General features: G+C 72.5%; 25 protein-coding genes and 1 pseudogene. 8 read left to right on the forward strand and 18 right to left on the reverse strand.

Annotated features, from left to right (window positions below; translation table 11 throughout):
- Positions 1-569 precede the first annotated feature (569 nt).
- Positions 570-1001, reverse strand: coding sequence for a DoxX family protein (locus LHA35_RS24980; RefSeq protein ID WP_226613605.1), 432 nt, complete (start codon positions 999-1001; stop codon positions 570-572).
- Between the two features lie 169 nt (positions 1002-1170).
- Here LHA35_RS24980 and LHA35_RS24985 point away from each other — a divergent pair, with 169 nt between their 5' ends.
- Both LHA35_RS24985 and LHA35_RS24990 read left to right on the forward strand, forming a co-directional pair.
- Complete coding sequence (locus LHA35_RS24985) at positions 1171-2109, forward strand: LysR family transcriptional regulator (protein WP_226613607.1); 939 nt, start codon at positions 1171-1173, stop codon at positions 2107-2109.
- A gap of 100 nt (positions 2110-2209) precedes the next feature.
- A complete protein-coding gene (locus LHA35_RS24990) occupies positions 2210-3850 on the forward strand; it encodes a GMC family oxidoreductase (RefSeq protein WP_226613608.1) in 1641 nt (546 codons plus the stop codon).
- Between the two features lie 149 nt (positions 3851-3999).
- Here the strand turns inward: LHA35_RS24990 and LHA35_RS24995 are convergent.
- From LHA35_RS24995 to LHA35_RS25045, 10 genes and pseudogenes are all read right to left on the reverse strand, one after another.
- Positions 4000-5399, reverse strand: a pseudogene (locus LHA35_RS24995) (DUF2254 domain-containing protein).
- A 186-nt stretch (positions 5400-5585) separates the two neighbouring features.
- Positions 5586-6395, reverse strand: coding sequence for an SDR family NAD(P)-dependent oxidoreductase (locus tag LHA35_RS25000; RefSeq protein ID WP_226613609.1), 810 nt, complete (start codon positions 6393-6395; stop codon positions 5586-5588).
- Positions 6396-6448: 53 nt separating this feature from the next.
- Positions 6449-7195, reverse strand: a complete 747-nt coding sequence (locus LHA35_RS25005; RefSeq protein WP_226613610.1) for an alpha/beta hydrolase — start codon at positions 7193-7195, stop codon at positions 6449-6451.
- A 278-nt stretch (positions 7196-7473) separates the two neighbouring features.
- Positions 7474-8319, reverse strand: coding sequence for an ion transporter (locus LHA35_RS25010; protein WP_226613611.1), 846 nt, complete (start codon positions 8317-8319; stop codon positions 7474-7476).
- A gap of 242 nt (positions 8320-8561) precedes the next feature.
- The gene (locus LHA35_RS25015) at positions 8562-9242 is read right to left on the reverse strand and encodes an NnrU family protein (RefSeq protein WP_226613612.1); all 681 of its coding nucleotides are present in this window, start codon (positions 9240-9242) and stop codon (positions 8562-8564) included.
- 370 nt (positions 9243-9612) lie between these two features.
- On the reverse strand, positions 9613-10077 hold the full coding sequence (locus tag LHA35_RS25020) for a 23S rRNA (pseudouridine(1915)-N(3))-methyltransferase RlmH (RefSeq protein ID WP_226613613.1): 465 nt from the start codon (positions 10075-10077) through the stop codon (positions 9613-9615).
- Between the two features lie 117 nt (positions 10078-10194).
- Positions 10195-10851: a ribosome silencing factor gene (gene rsfS, locus LHA35_RS29110; RefSeq protein WP_408902413.1), complete on the reverse strand. Its 657-nt coding sequence runs from the start codon at positions 10849-10851 to the stop codon at positions 10195-10197.
- Positions 10852-11019: 168 nt separating this feature from the next.
- Positions 11020-11721: a nicotinate-nucleotide adenylyltransferase gene (locus tag LHA35_RS25035; protein WP_226613614.1), complete on the reverse strand. Its 702-nt coding sequence runs from the start codon at positions 11719-11721 to the stop codon at positions 11020-11022.
- Positions 11672-12523 carry a 2-keto-4-pentenoate hydratase gene (locus tag LHA35_RS25040; RefSeq protein WP_226613616.1) on the reverse strand — a complete coding sequence of 284 codons (852 nt, stop codon included), beginning with the start codon at positions 12521-12523 and terminating at the stop codon, positions 11672-11674. The genes LHA35_RS25035 and LHA35_RS25040 overlap by 50 nt, the downstream gene beginning before the upstream one ends.
- A gap of 245 nt (positions 12524-12768) precedes the next feature.
- Positions 12769-14034, reverse strand: coding sequence for a glutamate-5-semialdehyde dehydrogenase (locus LHA35_RS25045; protein WP_226613618.1), 1266 nt, complete (start codon positions 14032-14034; stop codon positions 12769-12771).
- Between the two features lie 114 nt (positions 14035-14148).
- On the opposite strand from LHA35_RS25045, the gene LHA35_RS25050 reads away from it, so the two are divergent.
- Positions 14149-15090 (forward strand): calcium-binding protein, encoded by a 942-nt coding sequence (locus tag LHA35_RS25050; RefSeq protein WP_226613619.1) that lies wholly within the window; start codon positions 14149-14151, stop codon positions 15088-15090.
- A gap of 32 nt (positions 15091-15122) precedes the next feature.
- On the opposite strand, the gene LHA35_RS25055 is transcribed toward LHA35_RS25050, so the two are convergent.
- From LHA35_RS25055 to LHA35_RS25075, 5 genes are all read right to left on the reverse strand, one after another.
- Complete coding sequence (locus LHA35_RS25055; protein ID WP_226613620.1) at positions 15123-16118, reverse strand: esterase-like activity of phytase family protein; 996 nt, start codon at positions 16116-16118, stop codon at positions 15123-15125.
- An 8-nt stretch (positions 16119-16126) separates the two neighbouring features.
- The gene (gene cobT, locus LHA35_RS25060; RefSeq protein ID WP_226613621.1) at positions 16127-17995 is read right to left on the reverse strand and encodes a cobaltochelatase subunit CobT; all 1869 of its coding nucleotides are present in this window, start codon (positions 17993-17995) and stop codon (positions 16127-16129) included.
- A 52-nt stretch (positions 17996-18047) separates the two neighbouring features.
- Entirely contained in the window at positions 18048-18278 is a 231-nt protein-coding gene (locus LHA35_RS25065) for a hypothetical protein (RefSeq protein ID WP_226613622.1), read from the reverse strand.
- Positions 18279-18282: 4 nt separating this feature from the next.
- Complete coding sequence (gene cobS / locus LHA35_RS25070; RefSeq protein ID WP_226613623.1) at positions 18283-19293, reverse strand: cobaltochelatase subunit CobS; 1011 nt, start codon at positions 19291-19293, stop codon at positions 18283-18285.
- Positions 19294-19401: 108 nt separating this feature from the next.
- Positions 19402-20016 (reverse strand): J domain-containing protein, encoded by a 615-nt coding sequence (locus tag LHA35_RS25075; RefSeq protein WP_226613624.1) that lies wholly within the window; start codon positions 20014-20016, stop codon positions 19402-19404.
- Positions 20017-20123: 107 nt separating this feature from the next.
- On the opposite strand from LHA35_RS25075, the gene LHA35_RS25080 reads away from it, so the two are divergent.
- The 3 genes from LHA35_RS25080 to LHA35_RS25090 all read left to right on the forward strand — a co-directional run bounded on the left by LHA35_RS25080 (position 20124) and on the right by LHA35_RS25090 (position 21223).
- A complete protein-coding gene (locus LHA35_RS25080) occupies positions 20124-20411 on the forward strand; it encodes a BolA family protein (protein ID WP_226613626.1) in 288 nt (95 codons plus the stop codon).
- A gap of 160 nt (positions 20412-20571) precedes the next feature.
- Positions 20572-20790, forward strand: a complete 219-nt coding sequence (locus LHA35_RS25085; RefSeq protein WP_226613628.1) for a DUF3126 family protein — start codon at positions 20572-20574, stop codon at positions 20788-20790.
- Between the two features lie 67 nt (positions 20791-20857).
- On the forward strand, positions 20858-21223 hold the full coding sequence (locus LHA35_RS25090) for a hypothetical protein (protein ID WP_226613630.1): 366 nt from the start codon (positions 20858-20860) through the stop codon (positions 21221-21223).
- A gap of 267 nt (positions 21224-21490) precedes the next feature.
- Here the strand turns inward: LHA35_RS25090 and LHA35_RS25095 are convergent, their stop codons facing one another.
- Positions 21491-22246, reverse strand: a complete 756-nt coding sequence (locus tag LHA35_RS25095; protein WP_226613633.1) for an oxygen-binding di-iron domain-containing protein — start codon at positions 22244-22246, stop codon at positions 21491-21493.
- A 152-nt stretch (positions 22247-22398) separates the two neighbouring features.
- On the opposite strand from LHA35_RS25095, the gene LHA35_RS25100 reads away from it, so the two are divergent.
- The gene (locus tag LHA35_RS25100) at positions 22399-22620 is read left to right on the forward strand and encodes a hypothetical protein (RefSeq protein WP_226613635.1); all 222 of its coding nucleotides are present in this window, start codon (positions 22399-22401) and stop codon (positions 22618-22620) included.
- Positions 22621-23033: 413 nt separating this feature from the next.
- Here the strand turns inward: LHA35_RS25100 and LHA35_RS25105 are convergent, their stop codons facing one another.
- Positions 23034-23249: a hypothetical protein gene (locus LHA35_RS25105; RefSeq protein ID WP_226613637.1), complete on the reverse strand. Its 216-nt coding sequence runs from the start codon at positions 23247-23249 to the stop codon at positions 23034-23036.
- Positions 23250-23715: 466 nt separating this feature from the next.
- Here LHA35_RS25105 and LHA35_RS25110 point away from each other — a divergent pair, with 466 nt between their 5' ends.
- On the forward strand, positions 23716-25152 hold the full coding sequence (locus LHA35_RS25110) for a glycosyltransferase family 39 protein (protein ID WP_226613639.1): 1437 nt from the start codon (positions 23716-23718) through the stop codon (positions 25150-25152).
- Positions 25153-25754 lie beyond the last annotated feature (602 nt).

Raw genomic sequence — 25754 nt, forward strand, 5'->3', positions numbered from 1 at the left:
CCTACGGCTTCCTCGTGGCCGAGCGCTGCCTTTTCCCCCCTCAATCCCGCTTCACCGCGCGGCGGCTCAAGACACCTGCGCTATCCAAAGGCTTCCAGCCGCGCGGTGCCGGTCCGGCCTGAGCGCCACGTGCCGCACTCAATCGCCAGCATTCGCCGCCGCCTCACCGTCGGCCTTGTCCACCTCCTCCCGCGCTGCCCCTGCTGCCTGCAGAAACAGCGTATACGGCCAAGAAGCAAGTGACACAGTAAGACTAGAGGAAAGCCGCATCACATCGAAGGGATTAATCGCGAAGTATGGTTTATTTTCAGTAAGGCAAACGGTCACAACACTCAACCGAAGATTGTGAATGGCTTTGTGACGATTGTGCAGCCCTGGGCCCAATCGGGCTAGGCCTGCCGGGGACCGCACGCCGGCGCATACCAGCGGTCCCATCATGGGCCCTGGCAGCGCTGCGGCCCGGATGCGGTCACGCATCCGGGCCGTCGGTAATCCTCTGCGCGGCCGACGGGCGTCACGCCAGAGCTTGCGACGAAAGCGCCCGCAGATTGCTGGTGCGGTCGGGCTTGTCAGGCCGCCGCCGCGCGGCGGGAACCCAGGACCCGGCGGAGGTCCAGCGCATGGGCGCCGGCGCCGAGCCCGGCCTGCACCAGCAGCGCCGCGATCCAGAAGGCCGGGAATTCCCAGCCGCCGCCCTTGGCGCTGAACAGCCAGCCATTGCCGGCATGAAGGGCCAGCGCGCCCAGCATGATGGGCAGGAACAGCAGGCTCACCGGCCGGACCCAGAGGCCGAGGATGAGGGCGATGCCGCCCAGGATCTCGGCGAAGGCGACGATGGCGCCGAAGACGGGCGGATAGCCGAGCGAGCCGAAGAAGCCCATGGTGCCGGCGAGCCCGAAGGTGCCGAGCTTCAGCAGCCCGCCATGGGCCAGGAACATCACGCCCATGCTGACGCGCAGCAGGAGGGCGGCGTAGGGGCTGGTGGCCTTCTCGTCGAACATGGCTCTCTCCTCTCGAACGGAGCAGCATGCGCCTGCGAGCCTGCGGCGACCTGTTCCGGGGGCGGCGGATGCGCCGCGATGGCGGGAGAGTGCCGGGGCCGCCCCGCCGCTTCCAACGCAGGGTCGGAACGGCCATCATCATCCCGCTGAATGACGCGGGGGCGGAGCATTGGCCGATCTCGGCAGCCTGGACCTGAACCTGCTGCGGGTCTTCGACGCCGTGGCGCGGGAGCGGCACGTGACCCGGGCGGCGGAGCGGCTGAACCTCTCGCAGCCCGCCGTCTCCAACGCGCTGGCCCGGCTGCGCGCGGCGCTGGGCGACGAGCTGTTCCTCCGCCGCCCCGGCGGCGTCGAGCCGACCGAGCTGGCGCAGTCCCTCGCCGCGCCGGTGGCCGAGGCGCTGGACCGCCTGCGCGATACGCTCGCCGCCCGCGCCCCCTTCGACCCGGCGACCAGCGAGCGCGTCTTCGCCGTCGGCTTCAGCGAATATGCCGAAGCCGTGCTGGCGCCGCCGCTGCTGGAGCGCATGGCGCAGGACGCACCGGGCTGCCTGCTGGCCATCGCCCATGCCGACCGCACCAATTGGGAGGCGTTGCTGGAAAGCGGCCAGGTTGGCCTCGCGGTCGGCGTGCTGCCGGAGCCACCGGCGCTCTACACCCGCCTGCGCCTGCTGCCGGAAGCCTTCTGCACGCTGATGCGGCGCGGACACTGGCTGGCCGAGGACGAGCTGACGCTGCCGCGCTTCGTCAGCGTGCCGCATCTGCTGCACTCGCCCAACGGCTCCCGCGACGGCGCGCTGGACGCGGTGCTGCGGGAGGCGGGGCACCCGCGCCGGCTCGGCGCCGTGGTCGCGCATCTCTCGGCGGTGCCGGAGATCCTGCAGCGGACCGACATGGTGATCACGCTCTCCTCCCGCCTCGCCGCGCAGCTTGCACTGGCGCATCGCCTGGTGCTGCGGGACCCGCCGATCGAGGTGCGGCACACGCGCCTCTCCCTGGTTTTTCACCGGCGGCTGGAGGCGGATGCGGGCCATGCCTGGCTGCGGCGGCTGATCCTGGCGATCGCGCGGGACGTGGCGCCGGCGAATCTGGAGCCGCCGGCGGTGTGAGGCTCGCAGCACGCGGCTTGCAGATGCGGCTTGCAGCCGGATGGCCGGCGGCCGGCCGGACAGGCATCGCCGCGGCCCCCGCCGCGCGCCGCGGGAATCGATGAGCGGGACCACCGGCATGGACATGTTCGATTACGTCGTCATCGGCGGCGGCAGCGCCGGCTGCGTGCTGGCCAACCGGCTGAGCGGGGACGGCGCGACGGTCGCGCTGATCGAGGCGGGCGGGCCGGACCGCCATCCCTGGATCCACATCCCCGCCGGCTATGCGAAGATCCTGACGCATCCGCGCCTGACCTGGGGCTACCGGACGGAGCCGGATGCGGGCACCGCCAACCGCGCGCTGGACTATCCGCGCGGGAAGGTCTGGGGCGGCTGCTCCTCGATCAACGGCCTCGGCCATGTGCGGGGGCATCCCTCGGACTACGACCTCTGGGCGCAGAAGGGCTGCACGGGCTGGGGCTGGGACGGGCTGCTGCCCTATTTCCAGCGGCACGAGGCTTTTGCGGAAGGAGGCGAGGGGCGCGGCACGGCCGGCCCGCAGCCGGTCGAGCACCTGGCGGAGGTGCCGGCGCTGGTGGCGAAGCTGGCGGAGGCGGCGCGGGCCATCGGCCTGCCCGTCCAGGCCGACATGAACGGGCCGGAGCGCGAGGGTTTCTCCACCTTTCAGCAGACCCGGCGCGGGCGCAGGCGCATCTCCGCGGCGCGGGCCTATCTGGTGCCCGCCATGAAGCGCCCGAACCTGCGCGTGATCGACCATGCGCTGGCGCTGCGCATCCTGGTGGAGGAGGGGCGCGCTACCGGCGTCGTCCTCCGCCGCGGCGGCGCGGAGGAGGTGGTGCGGGCGCGGCGGGAGGTGGTGCTGAGCGCGGGCGCCATCGGCTCGCCCCAGCTCCTCATGCTCTCGGGCCTCGGGCCGGCGGAGCACCTGGCGGCGCTCGGCCTGCCCGTGCTGCGGGACATGCCGGGCATCGGGGCCAATCTGCAGGACCACTACATCACGCGCATGACGTTCCGCCTGGCGGACCACGCCTGGTCGGCCAACCGGCGCATCGCCGGCTGGCGCCTGCCGCTGGAGGCGCTGCGCTGGGCGCTGCGCGGCGATGGCGTGCTGACCTGGTCGCCCGGCATGTTCAGCCTCTTCGCCCGGACGGCCCCTGGGCTGGAGGCGCCGGACATCCAGCTCAATGGCGGCCCGCTCTCCTGGGCGGAGGAGGAGACGGGCGGGCGCTGGCCGGGCTTGCGCATCGGCGTGCCGGATGCGGCGCCGGGCCTGACCATCGGCGTCTGGCAATGCCGGCCGGAAAGCCGGGGGAGCGTGACGCTCGCCTCCCCCGATCCGGCCGCGGCGCCGCGCATCGCGCCGCGCTACCTGGCGACGGAGGGCGACCGCGCCTGCGTGCTGCGCGGCATCCGCCTCGCGCGGCGCTGGCTCTCGGCACCGCCGCTCGCCGGCATCGTGACGGGCGAGGCGCGGCCCGGCCCGCACGCGGAGACGGAGCAGGACCTGCTGGATTTCGCGCGGGCGACGGGGGGGACGGTCTACCACCCCTGCGGCACGGTGCGCATGGGCGGCGACCCGCAGGCCCCGCTGGATGCGCGGCTGCGGCTGCGCGGCGTGGCGGGGCTGCGGGTGGTGGATGCCTCGGTCTTCCCGGACATCCCCGTCTGCAACATCAACGCGACGGTGCTGAGCGTCGCCGAGAAGGCGGCGGACCTGATCCGGGAGGATGCGCGGGGCTGATCCCCGGCGCATGACACGCTACCGCACGCCCTGCCGCCGCCAGCGGCCCTCCGGGCCCCGGCTTCGCGGCCTTGGCCGCCGCGCGCCCGCCCCGCCCTGCGGGCCGCAGGTCGGGACGCCATGCGCCAAGTATGATGGCCAGGTGCCGCTCAGCCGCCGGGCGCCCCCTCTGCCACCCCCAGGGCCGCGGGCAGCGGCGCCGTCCTGCCGCGGCGGGGCGTGGCGGGCCGCTCCTCCGCGCGCAGCGCCCGCTCCGCCCGGGCGACGCTGCGCTCGATATCGCCGCGGTCGCCCGGCTCCGCCGCCTCGCGCAGGCCGGCCGCGGCGACCATGCGGACATGCCGGGCGATCGCCTCGCGCTGCTCCGGCCGCCGCGCATGCTCGGCGATCCGCGCCAGGGCCTCGAGCATATGGATCACCACCGCCGGATGGCCGGCGCCGGCCTGGCGGATCTGGTGCAGCGCCGCGTCCATCACCCCGCCGAAGCTCGTCGTCTCCCGCACCAGCCGCACCCGGCCGGACGCATCGCACAGCACCGGCATGGGCAGGCGCCGCCCCGCCAGCCGGGTCAGGCAGCCGCGCAGCCGGTCGATCACGACGATGGCGGTGAAGGGGTCGTTGACGCCGGGCGAGAGCGCCCGCACCGCGACCTCCACCAGGTGGCGGACGGAAAATTCCAGGTCCTGGCCGGCGTGCGCTCCCGCCCCGTCACGGCGTGCTCGCAGATCCCCTCCGCCTCGGCGGCGGGCAGGGCGGCGCGCGGCCGGACGAGGATGCGGCGGTCGCCCGCCACCACGAAATCCCCGGCACGGAAATCGAGGCGCAGCACCGCATCGTTCCGCTCCGCCCAGGCCAGCAGCCCGGCATGGTCGATGGCCTGCACATAGCCTTCCCGCCGCTGCGTGACGCCGCACACCCCGTCCCAGAAGGCGGCCTCCGTCTCCGCGGGCGGCGGCCCCGCCGCGTCCTCCTCATCGAGGGGGGGCAGGCTTTCCACCGCCGCGTCCAATTCGCGCCCGACCCGGGCCACCACGTCATCCGCGACCGCGACGCGCGCCACCTCCTGGATGAAGGCGAGGAGGGCGAGCACGCAGGCCAGGGCGAGGGCGGTGCCGAGGCTGACCGCGGCATGCGGCACGTCGTGGAACGCCGCATCGCCATGGACGGTGCGCAGCACCAGCACGAGATAGACGATGGTCCCGGCGAAGGTGCCGAGCGCGGCCTGGGTGCCCCGGTCGGCGCGGAAGACCCGGACCAGCCGCGGCCCGTACTGGCTGGCGGCGAGGGTCAGCACCACCACGGCGGAGGAGAAGGCCATGGCGGCCATGGCGACCACGCCGCTGAGCAGGGTCGAGAGCAGTTCGCGCGCATCCTCCGCCCCGCCGGCACTCATCCCCCAGGCGCGCAGCGCATCCTCCGCCCCCGCCCCGGCATCCACCGCGAGCATCGCCCAGGCGAGGACAGCCCCGGCCGCGACCATGAGCAAGGGCAGCAGCCAGAGGCTGGTGCGGATCCCGTCCCAGGCCACCTGAAACCGCTTGCCGAACATACCGCCCGCCTCCCTTCACCGGGATCCGGGACGGGCAACGCCGGCCTGCGGCATTCGTGCCCGGCGCCGCGGCCTGCGGGCGGGCGCGATCCGGCGGATGCCGGTTCCGCGCGGCCGATGGTCCGCCGCGGGTCACCAGCGGCAGCGCGGATCCGGGCGGCCGGTCCTCCGCGCCGATGCGCCGCCCTACTGCACCCCCTCCGGCAGCGCCGCGATCGCCGTCGCCCCCGCATCCACCGGCACGATCGCCCCTGTCATCCAGCGCGATTTCCCGCCGCAGAGGAAGGCCACCGCCGCGCCGACATCCCAGCCGCTGCCCTCCACCTGCAGGATGCTGCGCTTCCGCCGCGCCTCCCGCTTCTCCGCCGACATCCCGCCCGCCTGCACCATCGGCGTGTAGACCATGCCGGGGCAGACGCAGTTCACCCGGATGCGGTCCTTCGCATGATGCACCGCCATGGCACGGGTCATGTTCACCACCGCGCCCTTGCTGGTGGGGTAGAGCAGATGCGGGTGGCCGCCGCGCAGCCCGGCGACCGAGCCGATATTGACGATCGCCCCGCCGCCCGCGGCGCGCATGGCCGGCACGGCGTATTTCGCCATCAGCATCATGGAGGTGACGTTCACCAGCAGGCCCTGGGCCCATTCCTCCGGGTCGACCTCCTCGGCGGTGCCCTTCGGGCCGCTGATGCCGACATTGTTGACCAGGGCGTCGAGCCGGCCCCAGCGCCCGGTCGCGGCCTCCACGATGCGCTTGCAGTCCCCGGGCCTCGTGACGTCGCCCTCGACCATGATCGCCTCGCCGCCCTCGGCCTCGATCATCCGGCGCGTCTCCTCGGCCCAGGCCGCCATGCTGTCGGCGCAGACCACGCGGGCGCCGGCGCGGGCCAGCAGGATGGCGGCGGCGCGGCCATTCCCCACGCCCTCCCCCGGGCGGGATCCGGCGCCGGTGACGATCGCGACCTTGCCCGCCAGATCCTCCCTGATCTCGTCCATGACCCGTTTCCTCCGTGTGGTTGGAGGGATGCTGGCACCCCCTGGGGCCGGGCTCAATCCGCCATGAGGAAGGCGAGGGCGGTGACCGCGATCTCCGCCGGCACCTCATGCCCGCCCGCGAATTCCCGGTAGATCACGGGATAGCCCGCCTTCTGCAGCTTCGGCACCAGCCGGCGGCTGCAGGCGTCGATCGGCAGCACCGCGTCCTCCGTGCCGTGGCTGACGAAGAGGCGCGGCCTGCCCTCGATCCGCATCGGCGCGACGAAGCCGGGCGAGAAGGCGAAGCAATGGGTGAAGAGACCGCCGTTCATGAGCGCGAGCGAGAGCGCATAGGAGGCGCCGTCCGAGAAGCCGGCGACGGCGATGCGGCGCGGATCCACCGGCCATGCCGCCAGCACGCGGTCCAGCGCCGCCTCGATCCGCGCGATGTCCGGGCCGTAGCCGCCCTCCAGGATGTCCCAGCTGCGCCCGATGCTGTCCGGCAGCACCAGCAGCGCCGCATCGGCGATGGGGGCGATGCGGCGGAGCGCGCGGGCCGCATCGCCGGTCGCGCCATGCAGCATGACGATCAGCGGCAGCGACGCGGGTTGCGCCGGTGCTTCGCGCCCCGCTCCCTGCGGGCCGGGCGGATCGCGGGCGGGTGGCGGCGCCGCGGGCACGCGCAGCAGCCCGTCCCGGCCGTCGCCCATGCCGAGCGGATATTGCCCCGGCGGCAGCGGCCAACGTGCCCCATGGGCCGGCGGGCGCGGCCGCGCGGCGATCCGGCCGGCGGCGTGGTCGTCGGTCTCGGGCTGCTCCATCCCCGGCGCCTCTCCCTGGCTGGCAGGCCGGTCGCGCCGCGCGGGCGGCCCCGGTTCGCCCGGGCAGCCTGGAACGCCGGGCCGGCGGGGGCAAGCGGCGGGAGACCTCATGCCGACGGCCGTCGAGGGTGGCCGTCAACGGCCCCTCCATCGCCGGGCGGTCCGCTCCGCGAAGCCTGGCGGCGCCGCACCCACGGCGGCGCCCGCCCGGTCGCTCGGCAGGAATGGAACCTCCATGCCGCCGGCATGAGGCCGGCCCGCGGGGATGCGGCGCGGCATCAGCCGCCGCCCCGCGCCTCCCGCAGCGCCGCCACTTCCCGCCGCAACGCCCGGATCTCCTCCAGCAGCACCGCGGCATCGGCATGCGCCTCCGCCCGGGCCTCCATGGCCTGCGCGCCCTCCCGCTGCGCCTTCAGGCTCTGGATGCTCTCGACGATGACGCCGATGAAGAGGTTCAGGACGACGAAGGTCGAGACGACGATGAAGGGGATGAAGAACAGCCAGGCCCGCGGCTCCTGCGCCAGGATCGGGCGCGCGGTCGCCTCGGCCCAGGATTCCAGCGTCATGAGCTGGAACAGGGTGAACAGGCTGTCGCCCAGCGTCCCGAACCGCTCCGGCAGCACGCCGCCATAGAGCTTGGTCGCCATCACCGCGGCGACATAGAAGATCAGCCCCATCAGCAGCATGATGCTGCCCATGCCGGGCAGCGCCATCAGCATCGCATCCACCACGTTGCGCAGGGATGGGACCGCGCTGATCAGGCGCAGCACGCGCAGCACACGGAGCGCGCGCAGCACGGCGAAGGGTCCGGCCGCCGGCACCCAGGCGATGCCGACCACCAGCAGGTCGAAGATTCCCCAGGGGTCGCGGAAGTAGCGGGTGCGGAAGGCATAGATCCGCAGGGCGAGCTCGGCGGTGAAGGCGAGGAGCAGCGCCCGGTCCACCGTCCGCAGCAGCCCGCCATGCCGCGCCATCAGCGACTCCGAGGTCTCCAGGCCGAGCGTCACGGCATTCAGCAGGATCAGGCCTATGACGGCGCGCTGGAAGGGCGTGGAGAGGATGAGGCGGGCGAGGCGCGCGCGCGGCGTGTTGTCCGCATCGGCGGCGGTGAGCACTTCCTGCATGCTGGGTCCCGGCTGTGGTGGCCGGGCAGGGATGGCGAAGCGATCCCCGGGGATCAAGGGGCCAGACGCGCCGCGCCACCCCGGCCGGCCCCTTGCCATCCGGCACAATGGGGTCCGTCCCGCCGATCGGGTCCTGGGTCAGGCCGGGTGCGCCGGCGCAGGGCCGGCATGGCGCCGTCGAGCCTGTCCGTGCCGGTCTCCCCGGCGGCGCCCGCCGGGTCCGGCGCCGGTGCCGGCTGGGCTCAGCCCGGGATCAGCACCGGCACGCCGAAGAGGGCGCGGTGGAAGTGCAGCAGCGCCGCCCAGGCGAGGACACCCAGGACCGGCGGCACCCAGCCGATCTCGGAGAGCACCAGCCGGTTGCGCCCGGCGGCGATGGCGCCGAAGGGCAGGATGGAGGTGCCGGCCGCGAGCCGCGCCCAGGCCTCCGGCGCCCGCTTCGCCAGCTTGGCGTCGATCGAGGGCATGCCGGCCAGCGCCGTGACCAGGAAGGCGCCGAAGAACACCAGGCTGGCGCTGTCGCCATTGCCGAGGATGTGGGCCAGGGCCCAGAGGGCGAAGGACCAGAGCATCGGATGGCGCGTCACGCGCTGGATGCCGGTGGGCTCGGCGCCGAGCTGGCGCTCGCCGCCCAGCGCGGTCGGGTTCCGCTTCGCGACCGAGGCGACGAAGAGGATGAAGGCCGGCAGCATCAGCAGCGCCAGCACCCAGCGCAGCCAGCCGGGCGCGAACCAGAGCGGCGCGGTCTCCGCGCCCCGCCAGGCCTGCACCAGCAGGACGATCGCCAGGACGGACAGGAGGGAGAAGCCGAGGCGGAAGCCGCCCTCGCCGAGACGCGCGACGATCGCGCCGCGCAGCGCCGGGCCGGCGATGCCGACATGCACGCCGACCCAGATCAGCGCCGCGAACAGCAGCCAGGCCATGGTCCCGCCTCCCTCCTTGCCGGGGCGAAGGCTAGAGCGGATCGCGGAGGAGCGTGAACGCCCCGCAGCGTGAATCTGCTCTACAAACAGCGGTCTACAGCGGATTGGCGTTCAGTTTTGAACGCAATCCGCTGTAGAGCGGATCGCGGACGGGCGTGAACGACCGCGCGCGTGAATCTGCCCGAGAAGCAAAGGATTGCAGCGAGGGCGTTCAGACACGAGTGCAAGCCGCTGCAGAGCGGATCGCGGAAGGGCAGGAAACTGCGCGTTGCCCGACGGCCTGCAGCGGATCGCCGCTCCGGCAGGACCGCCATCCGCTGCCGGCCGGATGAACCCCGCCCTGGGCTCGGCCGGCGGCTTCCCGCACGCGCTATGGCCGCCAGGCGCGGTGATAGGGATGCCCGCCGCGGATCGCCTGCACCCGGTACCACTGCTCCGCCAGCAGCCCGCGCACCAGGAAATGCGGCCAGGTGAGCGGGCCGAGGGAAAGCCGATGGTCGGCCCGCGCCAGCACCGCGGGGTCCAGCCCCTCCGCCCCGCCGATCACGAAGACCAGCGGCCGGCCCGTCGCCTCCCAGCGTTCGGCGAGCCGGGCCAGCGCCTCGCTGCTCGGCGCCTGGCCGCCCAGGTCCATCGCCACCAGCAGCGCGCCCTCCGGCAGGGCGGCCAGCAGTGCCGCCCCCTCCCGCCGCCGCAGCTCGGCCGCGCTGCCGCGCGCCTCGGGCAGTTCGGTGACGATGAAGGGCGGCCGCAGCCGGGCATTGTAATGGGCGAAGAGGTCGGCCTCGGGCCCCGGCTTCAGCCGGCCGATGGCGAGCAGGCGCGGGGGCTTCACGGCCTGCCCCTGCCCCTGCCCTTGGCCCGGTCCTGCCCCGCCCCGCCGGGGCGGGGCCATGTCGCCGGCCCCGGACGCAGCCCGCGGGGCCGGGAATGGCACCCGCCGGGCATGGCCTCAGGCCCCCGCCGCCCCCTCGGGCGAGGGGCTCTCCGGCCCCCACATCCGCTCCAGCGCATAGGTCACCCGTGCCTCCGGCCGGAAGAGATGGATCACTAGGTCGCCGGCATCGATCAGCACCCAGTCCGGGGAGGCCTGGATCTGGTTCCGCCGCAGCCGGAGCCCGGCCTTCTCCAGCGCTTCCTCAAGATGCACCGCCATGGCTTGGAGCTGCCGCTCCACCTGGCCGGTGGCGATGATCATGCGGTCGGTGAAGTCGGACCGGCCGGTGACGTCCAGCACCAGGATGTCCTCGGCCTTGTCGTCCTCGAGGCTGGTGCGGGCGGCGGCGACGAGCTGCTCCAGCCGGTCGGGCGCGATCTTCGGCTTGCGCGGGCGCTTCAGCGCGGCCTCCGGTCCGGCCGCGACCTGGCGCTTGCGCGCGGTCTCCGGCGCGGCGGGCCTGGGGGCCGCCGCCTTCGGGCGCGCCGTGGTGGTCGCCTTCGGGCGCGCGGCGGATGTCGTCGCGCGCGGCTTGGGCGTCGCAGCGGATTTCGCGGCGCGCGGCTTGGCGGGTGCGGCCGGCTTCGCGGCGCGCGTTGCCTTCGGCTCGGCCGCGCCGGCGCTGCGGCCGGCCGGCTTCGCCGCCGGGCGCCTGGCCGCGCGCGGCGTCACTGCGGCTTCCTCCGCGCCGCGCTTGGCGGTGGGCCGGGCCGGGCGGGCCTTGGGTGCGCCGGCCGGGCTGGTGCGGCGCTTCGGTGTGTCCTTGCCCCCGCCGGGGGCCTTCGGGCTGCGCGCGATGTGCGCCTCCTATCCATATGCCTGGCCGTTGCCGGCCGAACTCTACAGCAGCGCGGCGTCCCGCGCCGCACGAATGGCGGTGGCGCTGGCCGGGTGCTCCCGCACCGGCAGCAGCGCCCAGGGGGCGTGCGCCGGCGCCGGCCCCGCCAGCAGTGCCTCCGGCCGCCGCCGGTGACGGGCGAGCGCCCGCGCCGCCTTGCCGTGCAGCGCCCGCCGGGTTTCCGCCGGGCGCGGCAGCACCGCGATCGGCGTCTCCCGCGCGATCCGCCGCCAGCGCTTCCAACGCGGCAACTGGCTGAGATTGTCCGCCCCCACCACCAGCACGAAGCGCGCCCGCGGGAAGCGCTGCCGCAGCCGCGCCAGCGTATCCACCGTGTAGCGGGTGCCGAGCCGCGCCTCCACATCCGCGGCGATCACCCGGCGCCCATCGGCAATGCGCCGGGCGCTGGCCAGCCGCTCCACGAAGGGGGCCATGCCGCGGCGCGGCTTCAGCGGGTTGCCGGGGGAGACCAGCAGCCAGACCTCATCCAGGCCGAGCCGGCGCAGGGCAAGCTCCGCCACATGCCGGTGGCCCTCATGCGCCGGGTTGAAGCTGCCGCCGAGCAGGCCGATTCGCGCCCGGCGGCCATCGCCCCAGGGGCCGGGCGGGGTCCGCCCGCGCGGCGCGGGGATGCGGCGGCGGGTCAGCGCGGCCTCACTGGAAGCGGACCTCGACGCTGACCGGCTGCGCCGCCAGCCCCTCATAGCGCTGGGTATAGACATGGCCCGCCTGGGCCGGCACGGCCGGGGCGAAGCCGCCGAGCGAGACGATGTCGCCCGCCTTCAGCCGCTTGCCGCTCTTGGCCAGGTCGTCCACCAGCCAGGCGATGGCGTTCAGCGGGTGGCCGAGCAGCACGCTGCCGGGCACCCGGGCGAGCTCCCTGTCGTTGTCGAGGAAGGTGACGGTCATGGAGGCGAGGCGGGCGGCGAATTCCGGCGTGGCCTGCACCGGGATCGGCTCCCCCACCACCCCCAGCCGGGCGGAGACATTGCCAGCGACCAGGGTCGGGCCGTCCATCGGCCCGGTGACGCCGCCGCGCGGCAACTCGATATAGGGGATCACCTGGTCGAGATGGCGGAGGATCGCCACCGGGTCGCGGCCGGCGGTGTTGATGCCCTCATCCTTCACCCGCACCAGCAGGTCCGCCTCCACCCCGAGGCCGGCGAGCTGCGGCGTGAGCTGCACGGTGGCGCCGCTCTTCCGCTCGATGGAGGTGTCGAAGAGCACGCCGTAGACGGGGCCGGAGAGTCCGAATCGCTGCTGCACCGCCTGGCTGGCGGCGCCGACCTTGTAGCCGACGGGCTGGCCGAAGCTGCGGGCCAGCAGCGGCACCAGCTTGTCGCGGGCGCATTCGGCATCCGCCATGGAGAGCGGCCCCGGGAAGGGCTGCGCCGGCTGCCCGCTGGTGAGCGCCTCGGCCATCCGGGCCACCTGCTCAGTGTCCGGGCAGGCGGCGCCCGCCGCGGCGGGCGCAAGCAGGGCGCAGGCGAGCATCCATCGGCGCATGATTCTTCCTCCCACAGCCATCCTTGCCCCGAGCCTGGCCGGTCGGGGCCGCCGCAGGCTACCGCGGATTGCGTTCGGAACCGAACGCAATCCGCGGTAGCTCATTGTTTGCAGAACAGGTTCAGGCCGGCCTGCGATCTGGTCCAGGGCCTTTCGTTGCAGGGCAGGGTCACGGCTGCGCGCCTTCCGGCCCTGCGGCGATCTGCCCGGGTTGCTCCTGGCGGCGCGAACCTCCGGAGGTCTGCTCAGGCCCGGATCTCCCCGGTCCCGATCACATGGTAGCGGTAGGTGCAGAGCTGCTCGAGCCCGACCGGCCCGCGCGCATGCATCCGGCCGGTGGCGATGCCGATCTCCGCCCCGAAGCCGAACTCCCCGCCATCGCAGAACTGGGTGGAGGCGTTCCACATGCCGACCGCCGAGGAGAGGCCGTTGAGGAATTCCGCCGCCGCCTCGGCATCCTCGGTCACGATCGCCTCGGTATGCTCCGAGCCATGGCGGCGGATATGGGCGAGCGCGGATTCGACCCCGTCCACCACTGCGACGGAGAGCATCGCGTCCAGCCATTCGGTGGAGAAATCCTTGGCCGAGGCCGCCGGCAATTCCGGGCAGATCGCCCGCGCGCGCTCATCGGCGCGGAAATCGCAGCCGAGCGCCTTCAGGTCCGCGACCAGGATCGGCAGCAGGGCCGGGGCGATGGCCGCGTCGATCAGCAGCGTCTCGGTCGCGCCGCAGATGCCGGTGCGGCGCATCTTGGCATTCGCCAGGACGTCCCGCGCCATGGCGAAATCGGCCGCGGCATGGATGTAGGTATGGCAGAGCCCCTCGGCATGGGCGAGGACGGGCACCCGCGCCTCCTCCATCACCCGCGTCACCAGCCCCTTGCCGCCGCGCGGGATGATGAGGTCGATGAGCCCCGCGGCGCGCAGCATGGCGCCGACGAAGGCACGGTCCGCCGTCGGGGCGATCTGCACCGCGGCCTCCGGCAGGCCGGCGACGGCAAGGCCCTCCGCCAGGCAGGCATGGATGGCGGCGGCGCTGCGGGTGCTCTCGCTGCCGCCGCGCAGGATCACAGCATTGCCGGATTTGAGGCAGAGCGCGGCGGCGTCGGCCGTCACGTTCGGCCGGCTCTCGAAGATCATGCCGATGACGCCGATCGGCTGGGCGACGCGGCGGATGCGGAGGCCGTTCGGGCGGGTCCATTCCGCCAGCACGCGGCCCACCGGGTCGGGCAGCCCGGCCACCTCCTCCAGCCCCTTCGCCATGGCCTCGATCCGGGCGGGCGTCAGGGTCAGGCGGTCCCTGTAGGCGGCGGAGAGATCGGGGGCGCCGGCCACATCCGCCTCGTTCGCCGCCAGGATCCCGGCGGTGCGGGCGCGCAGCGCGGCGGCGGCAGCATGCAGCGCTTGGTCCTTTGCCGGTCGCGGCGCACGCGCAAGCTCCCCGGCCGCGGCGCGGGCGGCGCGGGCGGCGGTCTCGAGCAAGCGGGCGATGTCATCGGCGATGGCGTTCATGATGCGGCTCCCCGGCGGGCAGGCTTAGCGTGGAACGCGCGCCGGGTCCAAGGCGGGCGGCAGGCGGCCCGGCCGCGCAGCGGGGCCGCGGCACGAGGACAGCAGGGTGATGCGATGGTGCTCGCCCGCCATCCCAAGGCCGGTGCCCGGTCCTGGCGCGGAACCGCGGCGATGCCGTGCGGGCCTTCGAACCGGCGCAGCGCCGGGCGGGAAGGTGATGGCCTGGGGTGCCGCGGCCGCGCGGCAACCGCGGATGCCTGGGCCGGGTTCATGGCGGGCGGTTGCCACCGCGCTTCGAACCCACTGCATTCCAGGAGGGAGGACGACATGGCCGGTGTCAGCCGCCAGGGCACCTTGGGGAACGACGTGATCATCACCGGCAACGGGAGCGACACGGTCCATGGCGACGCCATCACGCTCACCGGCAGGTCCCGGGGCGGGAACGACAGCATCGCCACCCGCGGCGGCGACGACTCGGTCTATGGCGATGCCGCGAACCTGTGCGATGCGGCCCAGGGGGGCAGTGATTTCATCTGGGGTGGGGCCGGCAATGATTGGTTGCAGGGCGACAGCGGCGTCATGCTGGCCGATGCGTGTGGCGGCAACGACACCCTGATCGGCGGCGGTGGCAATGATACCCTTTGGGGAGATTCTTTCAGCCTGCATGAACGGGCCCGGGGCGGCAACGACATCCTGATTGGCGGCAGCGGCGACGACCTGCTCTGGGGCGATGGCAACATGCCCCCGCCTTCGGTTCCGGGCGGCGCCACCCCGAGCGGTGGGAACGACGTGCTGTTCGGCGGCTTCGGCGACGATCGCTTCGTCTTCACCGGCGCCTTCGGCCATGACGTGATCGGCGACTTCGCCCAGGGCGACGACGGGCTCTCGATCGGTGCCTATCCCGGAGGGAGCCTCGTCAATCTCGGTATCGAGGACGTGCGGCTTGCGCGGATCGGGCAGAGCACGGTGCTTCTGGTCGATGCCGATGGCACGCATGGGACGATCACGCTGGCGGGCTTCACCGGCACGCTCCAGGCCAGCGACTTCATCACCTGACCCCTCCCGTCCAGCGGGTGCACCCCAGGCCGTCAATCATCCGCCAGGACGAAGAGCAGCAGGTAGGTCTTCTGCAACAGGTTCTCGTTGTTGTCCGAGACCAGCGCCACCAGCGTCCGCCCGCCGATCCGGACGGCGCTGACCCCCTCGAAATTATCGACCGGCAGGGGGGAGGCGATGCGCAGCAGCTCCTCCCCCTCCAGCACCGTCCCGGGCCCGGCGGTCCGCAGCGCCTCGGGCGAGAGCCGCACCAGCCGCCCGCCGAAGCCGGCAAAGAGGGAGAAGCTCCGTTCCAGCACCAGCGCCCCGCCATCCGGCAGCGGCGCGGCATCGGCCGGGCTGAAATCGGCACCCGGCCGGTAGGCCACCGGCATCCATCGCCCGGGTCCGCCCAGCCAGGCGCGCAGCAGGCCGGGACGGTCCGGCACGGCATTCGCCTCTGCGATCGCCAGCCAACGGCCATCGGGCAGCACGGCAAGCGATTCCAGCCCGCCATTGCCGCCGGACCATTCCAGCCCGGGCGGCGCCTCGACATAGCGGCCGGCGCCGTCCAGCCGCTGATAGGCGCGGATGCGGTGCCAGCGTTCGAAGGCCACCAGCCAGGTGCCGTCCGGCAGGCGCGCCAGCGCCTCGGCATCGCCGGCGAAGCCGCGGCCGAGCGGCCTGCCGGCGCCGTCGCCGAGCGTGCCGGTGCGCAGCCCGCTGAGCCCGACCGGGCGCCCCTCCCGCAGGTCGAGCCGGGCGGTCATCCAATGGCCGTGATCGCTGACGGCGGTGAGTTGCAGGTCCTCGGCCAGGTGCAGGGCCGAGAGCCCGCCGAAGCCCAGCGCCTTGTCATCGATGACGAGGCCGCCGAGGAGTTCCAGCCGGCTGCCGGGCGGGGAGGGGGGAAGCGTCAGCGGCCGGGCGGCCGGCGCCTGGGCCGGGGCGGCGGGGCCGCCCAGCACGCAGGCAGCGGTGGTGAGCGAGGCGAGGCCCGCCGCCACCAGGGACCGGCGGCGCCAGTCGCCGCCGGGCGGATGCGACATGGCCTAGCTCAGGCGACGAGCGGGGCGCGTTCCATGGCTGCCCGCTGCCAGGCTTCCGCGGCATCCTCGTCGAACAGTTCCGCCAGCTTCTTCATCATGGTACCGCCCAGCTCCTCGGCGTCCACGATCGTCACGGCGCGCCGATAATACCGGGTAACATCGTGGCCGATGCCGATGGCAATCAGTTCGACGTCACCCCGGCCTTCGATATCGGCGATAACCTTCCTGAGATGCCTTTCCAGGTAATTGCCGGGGTTCACCGACAGCGTGCTGTCATCCACCGGCGCGCCGTCGGAGATCACCATCAGGATGCGGCGGTGCTCCGGCCGGGTGCGGATGCGCTTGTAGGCCCATTCCAGCGCCTCGCCGTCGATATTCTCCTTCAGCAGCCCCTCGCGCAGCATCAGGCCGAGATTCTTGCGCGCGCGCCGCCAGGGCGCGTCGGCCGCCTTGTAGACCACGTGCCGCAGGTCGTTCAGGCGGCCGGGGTTGCGCGGCTTGCCTTCCTGCACCCAGCGTTCCCGGCTCTGCCCGCCCTTCCAGGCGCGGGTGGTGAAGCCGAGGATCTCGGTCTTCACCGCGCAGCGCTCCAGCGTGCGCGCCAGGATGTCGGAGCACATGGCGGCCACCGTGATCGGCCTTCCGCGCATGGAGCCGGAGTTGTCGATCAGCAGCGTCACCACCGTGTCGCGGAAATCCGCTTCCCGCTCCCGCTTGTAGGAGAGCGCGAGCAGCGGGTTGGCGACGATGCGGGCCAGCCGCGCGGCATCCAGCGTGCCTTCCTCGAGGTCGAACTCCCAGGCGCGCTGCTGCTGCGCCAGCAGCCGGCGCTGGAGGCGGTTCGCCAGCTTGGAGACGACGCCCTGCAGGTGGGAGAGCTGCTGGTCGAGCTGCTGGCGCAGCCGCCCCAGCTCCTCCGGGTCGCAGAGCTCGTCCGCCTCCACCACCTCGTCGAACTGGGTGGTGAAGGGGTGGTAGCGGCTGGAATCGTCGGTCTGCGGCACCTCGCGGCGCTGCTGCGGGCCGCCCGGCTTGTCGTCGCCCTCGGCGGCGGCGCCCTCTTCCTCGGCTTCCTCCACCTCCTCGTCGGAGGCTTCCCCCTGCATCGTCTCGGGCTGGGCGCCGAGCATGCTCTCCTGGTCCTGGGCCTGGGCCTCGCCCTCCCCGGACTGGTCCTGCTGGGTAGACTGCTCGCCGCTCTCCTCGCCGTCCTCCTGCTCCTCGGCCTCGGCCTCCACCTCGGCCTCGGCGAGGTCGAGGGCGGTCAGCAGCTTGCGGGCGGCGCGGGCGAAGGCGTCCTGGTCCTCGGTCGTCCCGGCCATCTCGGCCAGCGCGGCCTCGGCCTGCTCGCCCAGCGTGTCGCGCCAGAGGTCGAGGACGCGATGCGCCGCCTCGGGCGCCGGATCGCCGGTGATGCGTTCGCGGGCGAGGAGGGACAGCGCCGCCGGCAGCGGCAGCTGGTCCTTCCGCGTCATGCGGTCGTAGCCCTCGGTCTCGCACTGGTCGGCGAGGCGGGCGCGGAGATTGGCGGCGACGCCGGCCATGTGGCGGCTGCCGACGGCCTCGACGCGCACGTCCTCCAGCGCGTCGAAGACCTCCTTCGCCTCCCGCCGCGCCGGCAGGCGGGCATTGTGGATGGCATCCGAGTGGTGGCGCAGCCGCAGCGCGGCGGCATCGGCGGCGCCGCGCAGCTTCGCCATCTCGCCCGGCGGCAGGGCGCGCGTGGGCAGCGGCAGGCGCACGCGCTTGCCGGAGACGCCGCCCGGGCCGGGCTGGAAGGCGACCTGCACCTCGGCATTGGCATGCGCGATGGCGCGCAGCGTGCCGGCGGTCGCCCGCTTGAACTCTTCCTGGCGGGTCAGGTCCTGCTTGGACATGCTTCGCTCAACCGATGCTGCTGCGGCCGATACCCCGGTGTGCGGAGCGGGCTTAAGGGTCTGGGGGCAGGGCGGGGTCGACCAGGTCGATGCGGCGCTCCAGCCGCTCCAGCCGCTGGCGCAGCTCGAGCTGGGTGAGGCGGTCCATCACCTGTTCCTCGTCCCGGAGGGCGCCCCGCCGTTCCAGGATGGAGAGGCGGGCGATGACGTCGTCCAGCTTCGCATCGATCCGGCGCAGCAGCGCCAGGCTGTGCTGGTCGAGGCTCGCCCGCTCCTCGGTCATGCGTTCACCCCGCCTTTTTCAGCAGGGTGCCGGTCGGCAGATCCTCGTTGAAGCAGCGCTGGTAGTATTCCGCCACCGTGCTGCGCTCCGCCTCGTCGCACTTGTTGAGGAAGGTCAGGCGGAAGGCGAAGCCGACATCGCCGAAGATGCGCGCATTCTCCGCCCAGGTGATGACGGTGCGCGGGGACATGACGGTGCTGATGTCGCCGGCGATGAAGCCGGCGCGGGTCAGGTCGGCCAGCGCCACCATCGCCTCGACCTGCTTCTTCAACTTGGCGTTGGAGGCGTCGGCGCCCATCTTCGCCAGCACGATCGAGGTCTCCTGCGCATGCGGCAGGTAGTTCAGCGTGGCGACGATGGACCAGCGGTCCATCTGGCCCTGGTTGATCTGCTGCGTGCCGTGATAGAGGCCGGTGGTGTCGCCGAGGCCGACCGTGTTGGCGGTGGCGAACAGGCGGAAATAGGGGTGCGGCCGGATCACCTTGTTCTGGTCCAGCAACGTCAGCTTGCCCTCGACCTCCAGCACGCGCTGGATGACGAACATCACGTCCGGCCGGCCGGCATCGTACTCGTCGAAGACCAGCGCGCAGGGATGCTGCAGGGCCCAGGGGAGGATGCCCTCCCGGAACTCCGTCACCTGCTTGCCGTCCTTCAGGACGATCGCATCCTTGCCGATCAGGTCGATGCGGCTGATGTGGCTGTCCAGGTTGACGCGGATGCAGGGCCAGTTCAGGCGCGCCGCCACCTGCTCGATATGCGTGGACTTGCCGGTGCCGTGATAGCCCTGGATCATCACGCGCCGGTTGTTGGTGAAGCCGGCCAGGATCGCCAGGGTCGTCTCCCGGTCGAACCGGTAGGTGCTGTCCACCTCCGGCACATGTTCGGTGCGCGTCGAGTAGGCGGGCACCTGCATGTCGATGTCGAGACCGAAGGCCTCCCGCGCGTCGACGGTGGTGTCGGGGGTATCGATCGCCGAAGTTGGACGGATTTCGGCGAGGTTGGCGACCTTGTTCATCGGCATCCGCTCAGGTTCTTGGTCAGGAGACTACGGCAGGCTTGGCTAGCAGGCTACCCGGTGCGTGGCGAATTCCCAACCGCCGGGCCGGGGGCGGGCGCTACAGGCTCACGGGGCGGCCCCGGCGGGCTCGGCCGGGGCGGCGGCCCGGCCCGTGCCGATCCGCTGGCGCAGCAGGCTGTAGGCACGGTTGACGTCCTTCAGCCGGTCCTCCGCCCCGCGGTCGCCGCCATTGACGTCCGGGTGGAGCTGCTTGGCCAGCTCCTTGTAGCGGGCCCGGAGCGCGGGCGGCTCCACCGGCCAGGCAAGTCCCAGAACGTCGAGCGCGGCGCGCAGTTCGGGCGGCGCCTCGCGCTTCTCCTCGCGCGCGCGGCCGCGCTTCGCATGCAGCGGGGTGTCGCGCAGGATCCCCAAGGGGTCGCGGAGCTGCTCCGCATCGAAGCGGCGGGTGCCGCCGAGCCGACCGAGCGGCCAGGTCGGCCGCTGCCAGCCGCTGTCGTTGCGCAGATTCGCCTCGATCTCCGCCGGGCCCATGCCTTTGTAGTAGTCCCAGGCGGAGTTGTATTCCCGGACATGCGGCAGGCAGAACCAGAGGTATTCGTTCAGCGCGGAGCGGGAGCGGGGCGCCCGGAACTCCCCGGCGGCGGTGCAGCCCGGGGCATCGCAGGGGCGCTGCGGCCGGTCCGGATCAGGCTCGGGGCTACGGCCGCGGCGGGGGGGCATTGCCGCTTTATGGGCGTGCCCCCGCGGGTGCGCAAGCCGCGCGAGGGCTGCGCGACGCCACCCCGCCATGCCTTGCCCGCAGCGCGGAAACCGTTGAAATAGCGCGCATGCAGAGCCGAGCCGAGCGCATCCGCCACGCCCTCGAGACCGCCTTCCCGCCGGCGCGGGTCGAGGTCCGGGATGACAGCCACCGCCATGCCGGTCATGCCGGGGCGCGGCCGGAAGGGGAGACGCATTACGCCGTGCTGGTGGTCAGCCCCGCCTTCGCCGGGATGAACCGCCTCGCCCGCTCCCGCGCCGCGCATGCCGTGCTGGAGACGGAGTTCGGGGCCGGGCTGCATGCCCTCTCGCTCCGGCTGCTGACGCCGGAGGAGGCCGGGCCGGGCACGGCCTGACCGGTGGCGTGCGCCCGGCGCCACGCCCCGGCGGAATGCGACGGCGCGATCCAGGGCTGCCGGCACCATCGCCGCGCCGCATCGTTGCAGCGGGGTGCGGGCTAGCCTCGACCGCGGCCCGCCGCTATGGGTCCGCAGTTTCGCAGCAGGACACGTCGACATGAACCCAGCCGAACTGGCCGCCGTGCAGGCCCATCTGCGCCGGCTGCTGGGCAATGAGCGCATCACGCTCTCAACCCCGAAGCGCAAGAACGCCTCCGTCGAGCTCTTCGTCGGCAGCGAGTTCGTGGGCACCGTCCACCGCGACGCGGAGGATGGCGAGGTGTCCTATTCGGTCCAGATCGTGGTCCTGGCCGAGGACCTCAACCAGCTCAACTGAGCCGGCTGGCAAGGGGGGGCGCCGCCGGGGAGCAGAACCGCGGGGCCGCAGCCGCTTTAGCCTTTGCATGAGCGACCTCGAACCGCGCCCCGAACAGCAACGCCTCGATGCCGTGCTCTGCCCGCACTGCGACGAGGTCACCATGCCCAACATGCTGGCGGATGGCAGCGTCGTCTGCTCCTGCACCGCGGAGAGGGCGCTGCCGCTGGACCTGGTGCAGGGCACGCCCTGGGATGGCGAGCACGGCAGCATGCCGGCCCCGGTGGACGAGCCGATGATGGGCCCGGCCGGGGCGCCGGAACACCCGATGCCGCCCGGGGAGGGCCAGGCGGTGGAGCCCCGGCCCGGCCTGCTGCCGGAGGATCACGGCCAGTTCGGCCGCGACGTGGCGACCGAGGAGTACAAGCCGCTGCGCCCGCCGCCCAAGAGTTGAGCGGCACCCCGACCGAAGGGCGGTTCCTGCTGCCCGGCAGGCCTCATGCCTGGCGCATGACAGGCTGACGCCTGTCCTGCCTCAAACGCCAGCGGCCCCCGGGCCTTGGCGTCGTGGCATGGGCCGCTCCGCGGGCCGCGGGGCGGGACGTCATGCGCCGGGTAAACCCATCGCCCGAGAAAGTCTGCGCCAGACCAGCGAGCAAGCCCTTGAACTGATGCGGTTCTTTGCTCCGCGGAGCACAGATTTCCAGGCCGACTGGGTTTATCAGGCGTCCACGGCCGGCATGGCCCGCCCGCCGGCGGCGCGGACCCGCCGGTCGTAATCCTCGGCCAGCGCCCGCAGCGCCGCCGCGCCGTCGCCGGCGAAGGACGGGCCGTGCATCAGGGCGAGCCCGCGGGGCGAAAGAGCGGCGAGCCGGCGGATCGTGGCGCCCATCCCGGGGTTCAGGCTGGAGAAGCCGAACAGGTCCTCGGCGGCGATCGCCGGGCCGACCACGTCGCCCTCGGTCAGCGCGGGGCCGTCGCCGGCCTGGGTGAAGAGATCGCCGCAGAGCAGCGTGCCGCTCGCCTCCTCGAAGAAGACGCCGGCATCCCAGCCATGCGGGATGTGCGGCGTGTCGAGCCAGCGCACCCGCCGCCCGCCGCCGAGCTCGATCGCCTCGCCATCCGCCAGCATCCGCGGTGGCCGGTCGGCCAGGTCGTTTAGCGAGACCAGGCAGCCGGTATGACCATGCACCGCCTCCGCCCGGGGCGCGATCGCCAGCCACTCGTTCACCGCGCCGCACTCGTCGGCCTCGTAGTGGCCGAAGCCGATCCAGCGCAGCCGCTCGGGCGGCAGCAGGCGCGCGACGGCCTCCCGCACCAGCGGGAACATGCGCCGGAGGCCGGTGTGGAACAGCAGCGGCTCCTCCCCCATGACCAGGAACTGGTTGAAGGTGAAGCCGGCCGGGGGCGCGATCTCCGGCACGAAGGTCGAGAGGCGGTAGATGCCATCGGCGACCTCGTCGATCCTGGTCTGCATGGCTGCGCTCCTGCGCCGCGGCGTCGGGGGGCAGGGTAGGCGCCGAGGCGGGGCGGCCGGGACGCATCTGCGTGAGCAAGGGCAGCCACGCGCCGGCAACCCCCGCCCGCACGGCCTGTTCTTCTGGCTCCACCAGCAGGACAGGCAAGCCCATGCCCCAGGACAAGACCCCGCGTCCCGACGACGCGCATGAGAAGGCCCGCGACCTCGCCGAGCGGGCGCTCGACGACCTGGCGCAGGGCCGGGAGCGGGAGGCGGATCGGCATATCGACCAGGCGAAGAAACTCGACGAGGGCGCGCTGCGCGAGGTGGTGCAGGATCTCGAGGAGGATGCCGGGTCGAACCCTGATGCGGTGAAGGACCGGCGGGACTAAACGGAAAACGGTGCCGTCAGGTTGAAGGCTGCGGCCGGTTTCGCCCCCGGCGGGTCAGCCATTCCGGTGGGTAACTGACACCGGCCCGCATGAATGCCGGCGCATTCATGCCGCCTCCGGCGGCTTGGCTGCGCGGCATGGGCCGCATGCACGGCGTCAGCCGCCGAGGGCGGCTGCAGCCAGGCCGCAGGCGGGGCCGGTCGAGGAAATCGGCACGGTCGCGAGCCACGCCTATGCCTGGCGGGTACCTGGCGGGGCGGCTGACGACTATTGCCACGAAGGGCTGATCCCGCCGCCCAGGGTGGGCCATTGTTCAACCAAGGCCCCGCCGGTCGGCATGCGGGGCCAGGTTCAGGCCCGGTGGAAACCGCTGGGTTGGAACGGGCCGGCCTCGCGGGGCCGGCCCGGACCGTTCAGTAGCGCGAGCGCGGGGCGGTCAGCGCGCCGCCCGCAGCGCCGACGCCACCACCGATCAGCGCGCCGGTGCCGACATTGCCGCCGGTCAGCGCGCCGACGCCGGCACCGGCCCCGGCACCGAGCAGGCCGCCCGAGACGGCGCGACCGCCGGGCGAGGTGCCGCAGGCGGCGAGGGCGAGGACGAGAAAGCCGGCAAGGATGGTACGAGTCATCATGATCCTCCTGGACGATCCCGCACCGGAACGCCCAGGGGCCGCGAAGGTGGCGTTGGAGGTTACTTCAAACCCTGCGCAGCCTTCCGTCTTCCTTCAGCCCAGCCGCGGCTTCACCAGGGATGGCTGCGTGAGCGCCTTGCGCAAGCACCGCCCTGCCGCTTCGGTGTCGCGCCTGGTCGAGAGCCGCGACGCCGAAGGTCCGGCCGTGGCTGTCCGGCCGCCTCTCGGCGCACATGGATCTGGCCTGCCCGCCACGAGCCGTTGCTGCCGCCCGTAGCCCTGCCATTCCTGGATCCTGGCGCTTCCCTTTATTTGTTCTTCCTTGTGGCCGCCGAAGATGAGGCTCGTCATCCTGCCAGATGATGCCGGGCTGTCCGGGGGCGGCCTTGTAGCATCCTGCAGCGCTGGCTAACGGTGCATGGCCTGTCGGCCCGGGGACCTATCAGTGATTGATCGCCAGTCCATGCTTTTCATCGCCTTTGCTCTTGCCTACGCGGCAGGTCTGATAATTGTCTATTCGCAGAAATACTTCTTTATCTTTGATGATACCGCACTGATATCCTATGCTTCCCATCTGCCCATTGCGGATATCTTCTCGCAGGCATTGATCGGGTTCTACCGTCCTGCCGTCTTCGCCCTGCTCAAGGTGCAGTACAGCTTTTTCGGATGGGACAATCCCGGAGGCGATTCTGCCGTCTCGATGGCAGTCCATGCCATTTCCGCCATCCTGTTCTACAGGTTGCTCCAGGATCTGCGCTTCGGGAACGCCGCGGTGCTGGCCGCAGGCTTGTTTCTCGCCTCCCCCTGGGCGACGGAAGCAACCTTCTGGATGAGTTCCCAGTTCGACGTCTTCTCCGTCGTCTTCTCCATGACGTCGTTCCTGCTGTTTGCGCGGTACCTCGATCAGCGTTCGCCGACACTCCTGCTCGGGTCCCTCGCCTTGTTTGCCATGGCGCTGCTGTGCAAGGAGACCTCGGTCGTCCTCCCCCTGTTCTATACGGCCATTGCCGTTCGGAAACGGGGCCTCCGTCCTCTCGGCCAGTTGATCGGGCCACTGATCCCGTTCGTCCTGGCGGCGGCTGCGTATCTTGTCCTCAGGTCCTGGGTACTCTCCAGCCTCGGTGGCGCCTATGGCAGCATCGGCAACCTGTACTTCCGGGCGAACCTTGGGGAGACGACCAGAAGCTTCATTGAGGCGCTTCTTTTCCTGAATGGAAAGTTCTTCTACAGGGCGGCTCCGCTCTCCTTCGTGTATACGGGCGTGGTACTCGTCTGCCTTGCCGCCGCCCTGGCGCGGCCCCTGGTTGCCGCTTTCGTCACCCTTCTGCTGGCAGCGGCACTGGCTCCCGTCCTGTGGGCGGGCGCCAGCACGCTGTCCACGGCCAATGGGCGGTTCCTGTACATGCCGGGGCTGCCCTGGTGCCTTCTTGTCGGGATCGGCGGTGCCGTGCTCTGGCGCCGGCTTGCCATGATCGGCGGCCGCCCCTTCGCCGGCATCGGCCGGGCTGCCGCTGTCGGCCTGCTGGCCGGATTGCTCGCGACTGCCTATGTCAGCACGATAAGCCAGATCCGCTTGTGGCGCTTCGCCACCGCCCTGGCGCGGAACACGGTCGAATACATCCTTTCCCACCCTGAGATGGCGGCGCCGGCCGTTCACATCACCAATCTTCCCAGCCTCGCCACCCAAGGCCCCTACCTGCTCAAGACCTACAACCTTGAGCACCACCTCCGGGGCCGGCAGCGCGCCGGGGGACCGGCTTTCTCCGCCGATACGGTGATCGTCTCCACTTTTGATCCCGAGCTGCAACTCCCGGCCGGGCGCGACATTTTCGGCGCGGCGGGAACGCAGGACAGAGCGGTCGTGCTGACGCTCCCGCTGGCCGATTTGCGTCCACGGTAGGGATGCAGGTTGGCGGTTCCCGGGGCCGGGTTGCGCGGCTCGGCTCCTCTGCCGGGATCGACCCCGAAGGCAAATGCGAACGGCCCCGGCGACGCGTGGATCGGCAGCGATGCGGGGCGGCCCGGCGGTGGGAATGGCCGGCGCCCGCTTGCGCTTCCTGACCATCGCCGCCGCATTCTGGCCAGCCGGTGGTCCCTGGCCCGTGGGAACCTGGCCGGCTGAACAGGCGCTTCACGCGCCGATCGACTTGCCCCGGGACAGGGAGGATGCGTCCGGTTTCACGGCATCACGCCGCGCCGCGGACATGCCGGCGGATGTCCGCGGCCTCAGCCGCCGGCGGCGGCTGCAGGTCAGGCCCTGTGCGGGCTGGACTCATACCGGCCGCACGAATGCCTGACCCATGGTCCGCGGTCGTGCGGCCGGCATGACTCTCTTGCTGGGCGCGCAGCCGCCACACCAACCCTGCGCGCGATACTTGCCGCGGGTCGTGCCCCGGGGCGTGGTGTAGGAGTGCGGTGATCTCCGGCGGGCTGGGCCGCCGTATCAGGCGGCCACGGCGGGCAGGCTGACGGTGACAGTATCGCTGACGGCGCCGATCGTCT

It is taken from the genome of Roseicella aerolata (assembly GCF_020523605.1).
In the GTDB taxonomy this organism is placed as follows: domain Bacteria; phylum Pseudomonadota; class Alphaproteobacteria; order Acetobacterales; family Acetobacteraceae; genus Paracraurococcus; species Paracraurococcus aerolatus.

Coding starts and splice junctions, on each gene's coding strand:
- LHA35_RS24980 (WP_226613605.1), bottom strand. CDS start 1,001: ATGTTCGACGAGAAGGCCACCAGCCCCTACGCCGCCCTCCTGCTGCGC.
- LHA35_RS24990 (WP_226613608.1), top strand. CDS start 2,210: ATGAGCGGGACCACCGGCATGGACATGTTCGATTACGTCGTCATCGGC.
- LHA35_RS25000 (WP_226613609.1), bottom strand. CDS start 6,395: ATGGACGAGATCAGGGAGGATCTGGCGGGCAAGGTCGCGATCGTCACC.
- LHA35_RS25005 (WP_226613610.1), bottom strand. CDS start 7,195: ATGGAGCAGCCCGAGACCGACGACCACGCCGCCGGCCGGATCGCCGCG.
- LHA35_RS25010 (WP_226613611.1), bottom strand. CDS start 8,319: ATGCAGGAAGTGCTCACCGCCGCCGATGCGGACAACACGCCGCGCGCG.
- LHA35_RS25015 (WP_226613612.1), bottom strand. CDS start 9,242: ATGGCCTGGCTGCTGTTCGCGGCGCTGATCTGGGTCGGCGTGCATGTC.
- LHA35_RS25035 (WP_226613614.1), bottom strand. CDS start 11,721: ATGAGGGGCTGGCGGCGCAGCCGGTCAGCGTCGAGGTCCGCTTCCAGT.
- LHA35_RS25040 (WP_226613616.1), bottom strand. CDS start 12,523: ATGCGCCGATGGATGCTCGCCTGCGCCCTGCTTGCGCCCGCCGCGGCG.
- LHA35_RS25045 (WP_226613618.1), bottom strand. CDS start 14,034: ATGAACGCCATCGCCGATGACATCGCCCGCTTGCTCGAGACCGCCGCC.
- LHA35_RS25050 (WP_226613619.1), top strand. CDS start 14,149: ATGGTGCTCGCCCGCCATCCCAAGGCCGGTGCCCGGTCCTGGCGCGGA.
- LHA35_RS25055 (WP_226613620.1), bottom strand. CDS start 16,118: ATGTCGCATCCGCCCGGCGGCGACTGGCGCCGCCGGTCCCTGGTGGCG.
- cobT (WP_226613621.1), bottom strand. CDS start 17,995: ATGTCCAAGCAGGACCTGACCCGCCAGGAAGAGTTCAAGCGGGCGACC.
- LHA35_RS25065 (WP_226613622.1), bottom strand. CDS start 18,278: ATGACCGAGGAGCGGGCGAGCCTCGACCAGCACAGCCTGGCGCTGCTG.
- cobS (WP_226613623.1), bottom strand. CDS start 19,293: ATGAACAAGGTCGCCAACCTCGCCGAAATCCGTCCAACTTCGGCGATC.
- LHA35_RS25075 (WP_226613624.1), bottom strand. CDS start 20,016: ATGCCCCCCCGCCGCGGCCGTAGCCCCGAGCCTGATCCGGACCGGCCG.
- LHA35_RS25080 (WP_226613626.1), top strand. CDS start 20,124: ATGCAGAGCCGAGCCGAGCGCATCCGCCACGCCCTCGAGACCGCCTTC.
- LHA35_RS25085 (WP_226613628.1), top strand. CDS start 20,572: ATGAACCCAGCCGAACTGGCCGCCGTGCAGGCCCATCTGCGCCGGCTG.
- LHA35_RS25090 (WP_226613630.1), top strand. CDS start 20,858: ATGAGCGACCTCGAACCGCGCCCCGAACAGCAACGCCTCGATGCCGTG.
- LHA35_RS25095 (WP_226613633.1), bottom strand. CDS start 22,246: ATGCAGACCAGGATCGACGAGGTCGCCGATGGCATCTACCGCCTCTCG.
- LHA35_RS25100 (WP_226613635.1), top strand. CDS start 22,399: ATGCCCCAGGACAAGACCCCGCGTCCCGACGACGCGCATGAGAAGGCC.
- LHA35_RS25105 (WP_226613637.1), bottom strand. CDS start 23,249: ATGACTCGTACCATCCTTGCCGGCTTTCTCGTCCTCGCCCTCGCCGCC.
- LHA35_RS25110 (WP_226613639.1), top strand. CDS start 23,716: ATGCTTTTCATCGCCTTTGCTCTTGCCTACGCGGCAGGTCTGATAATT.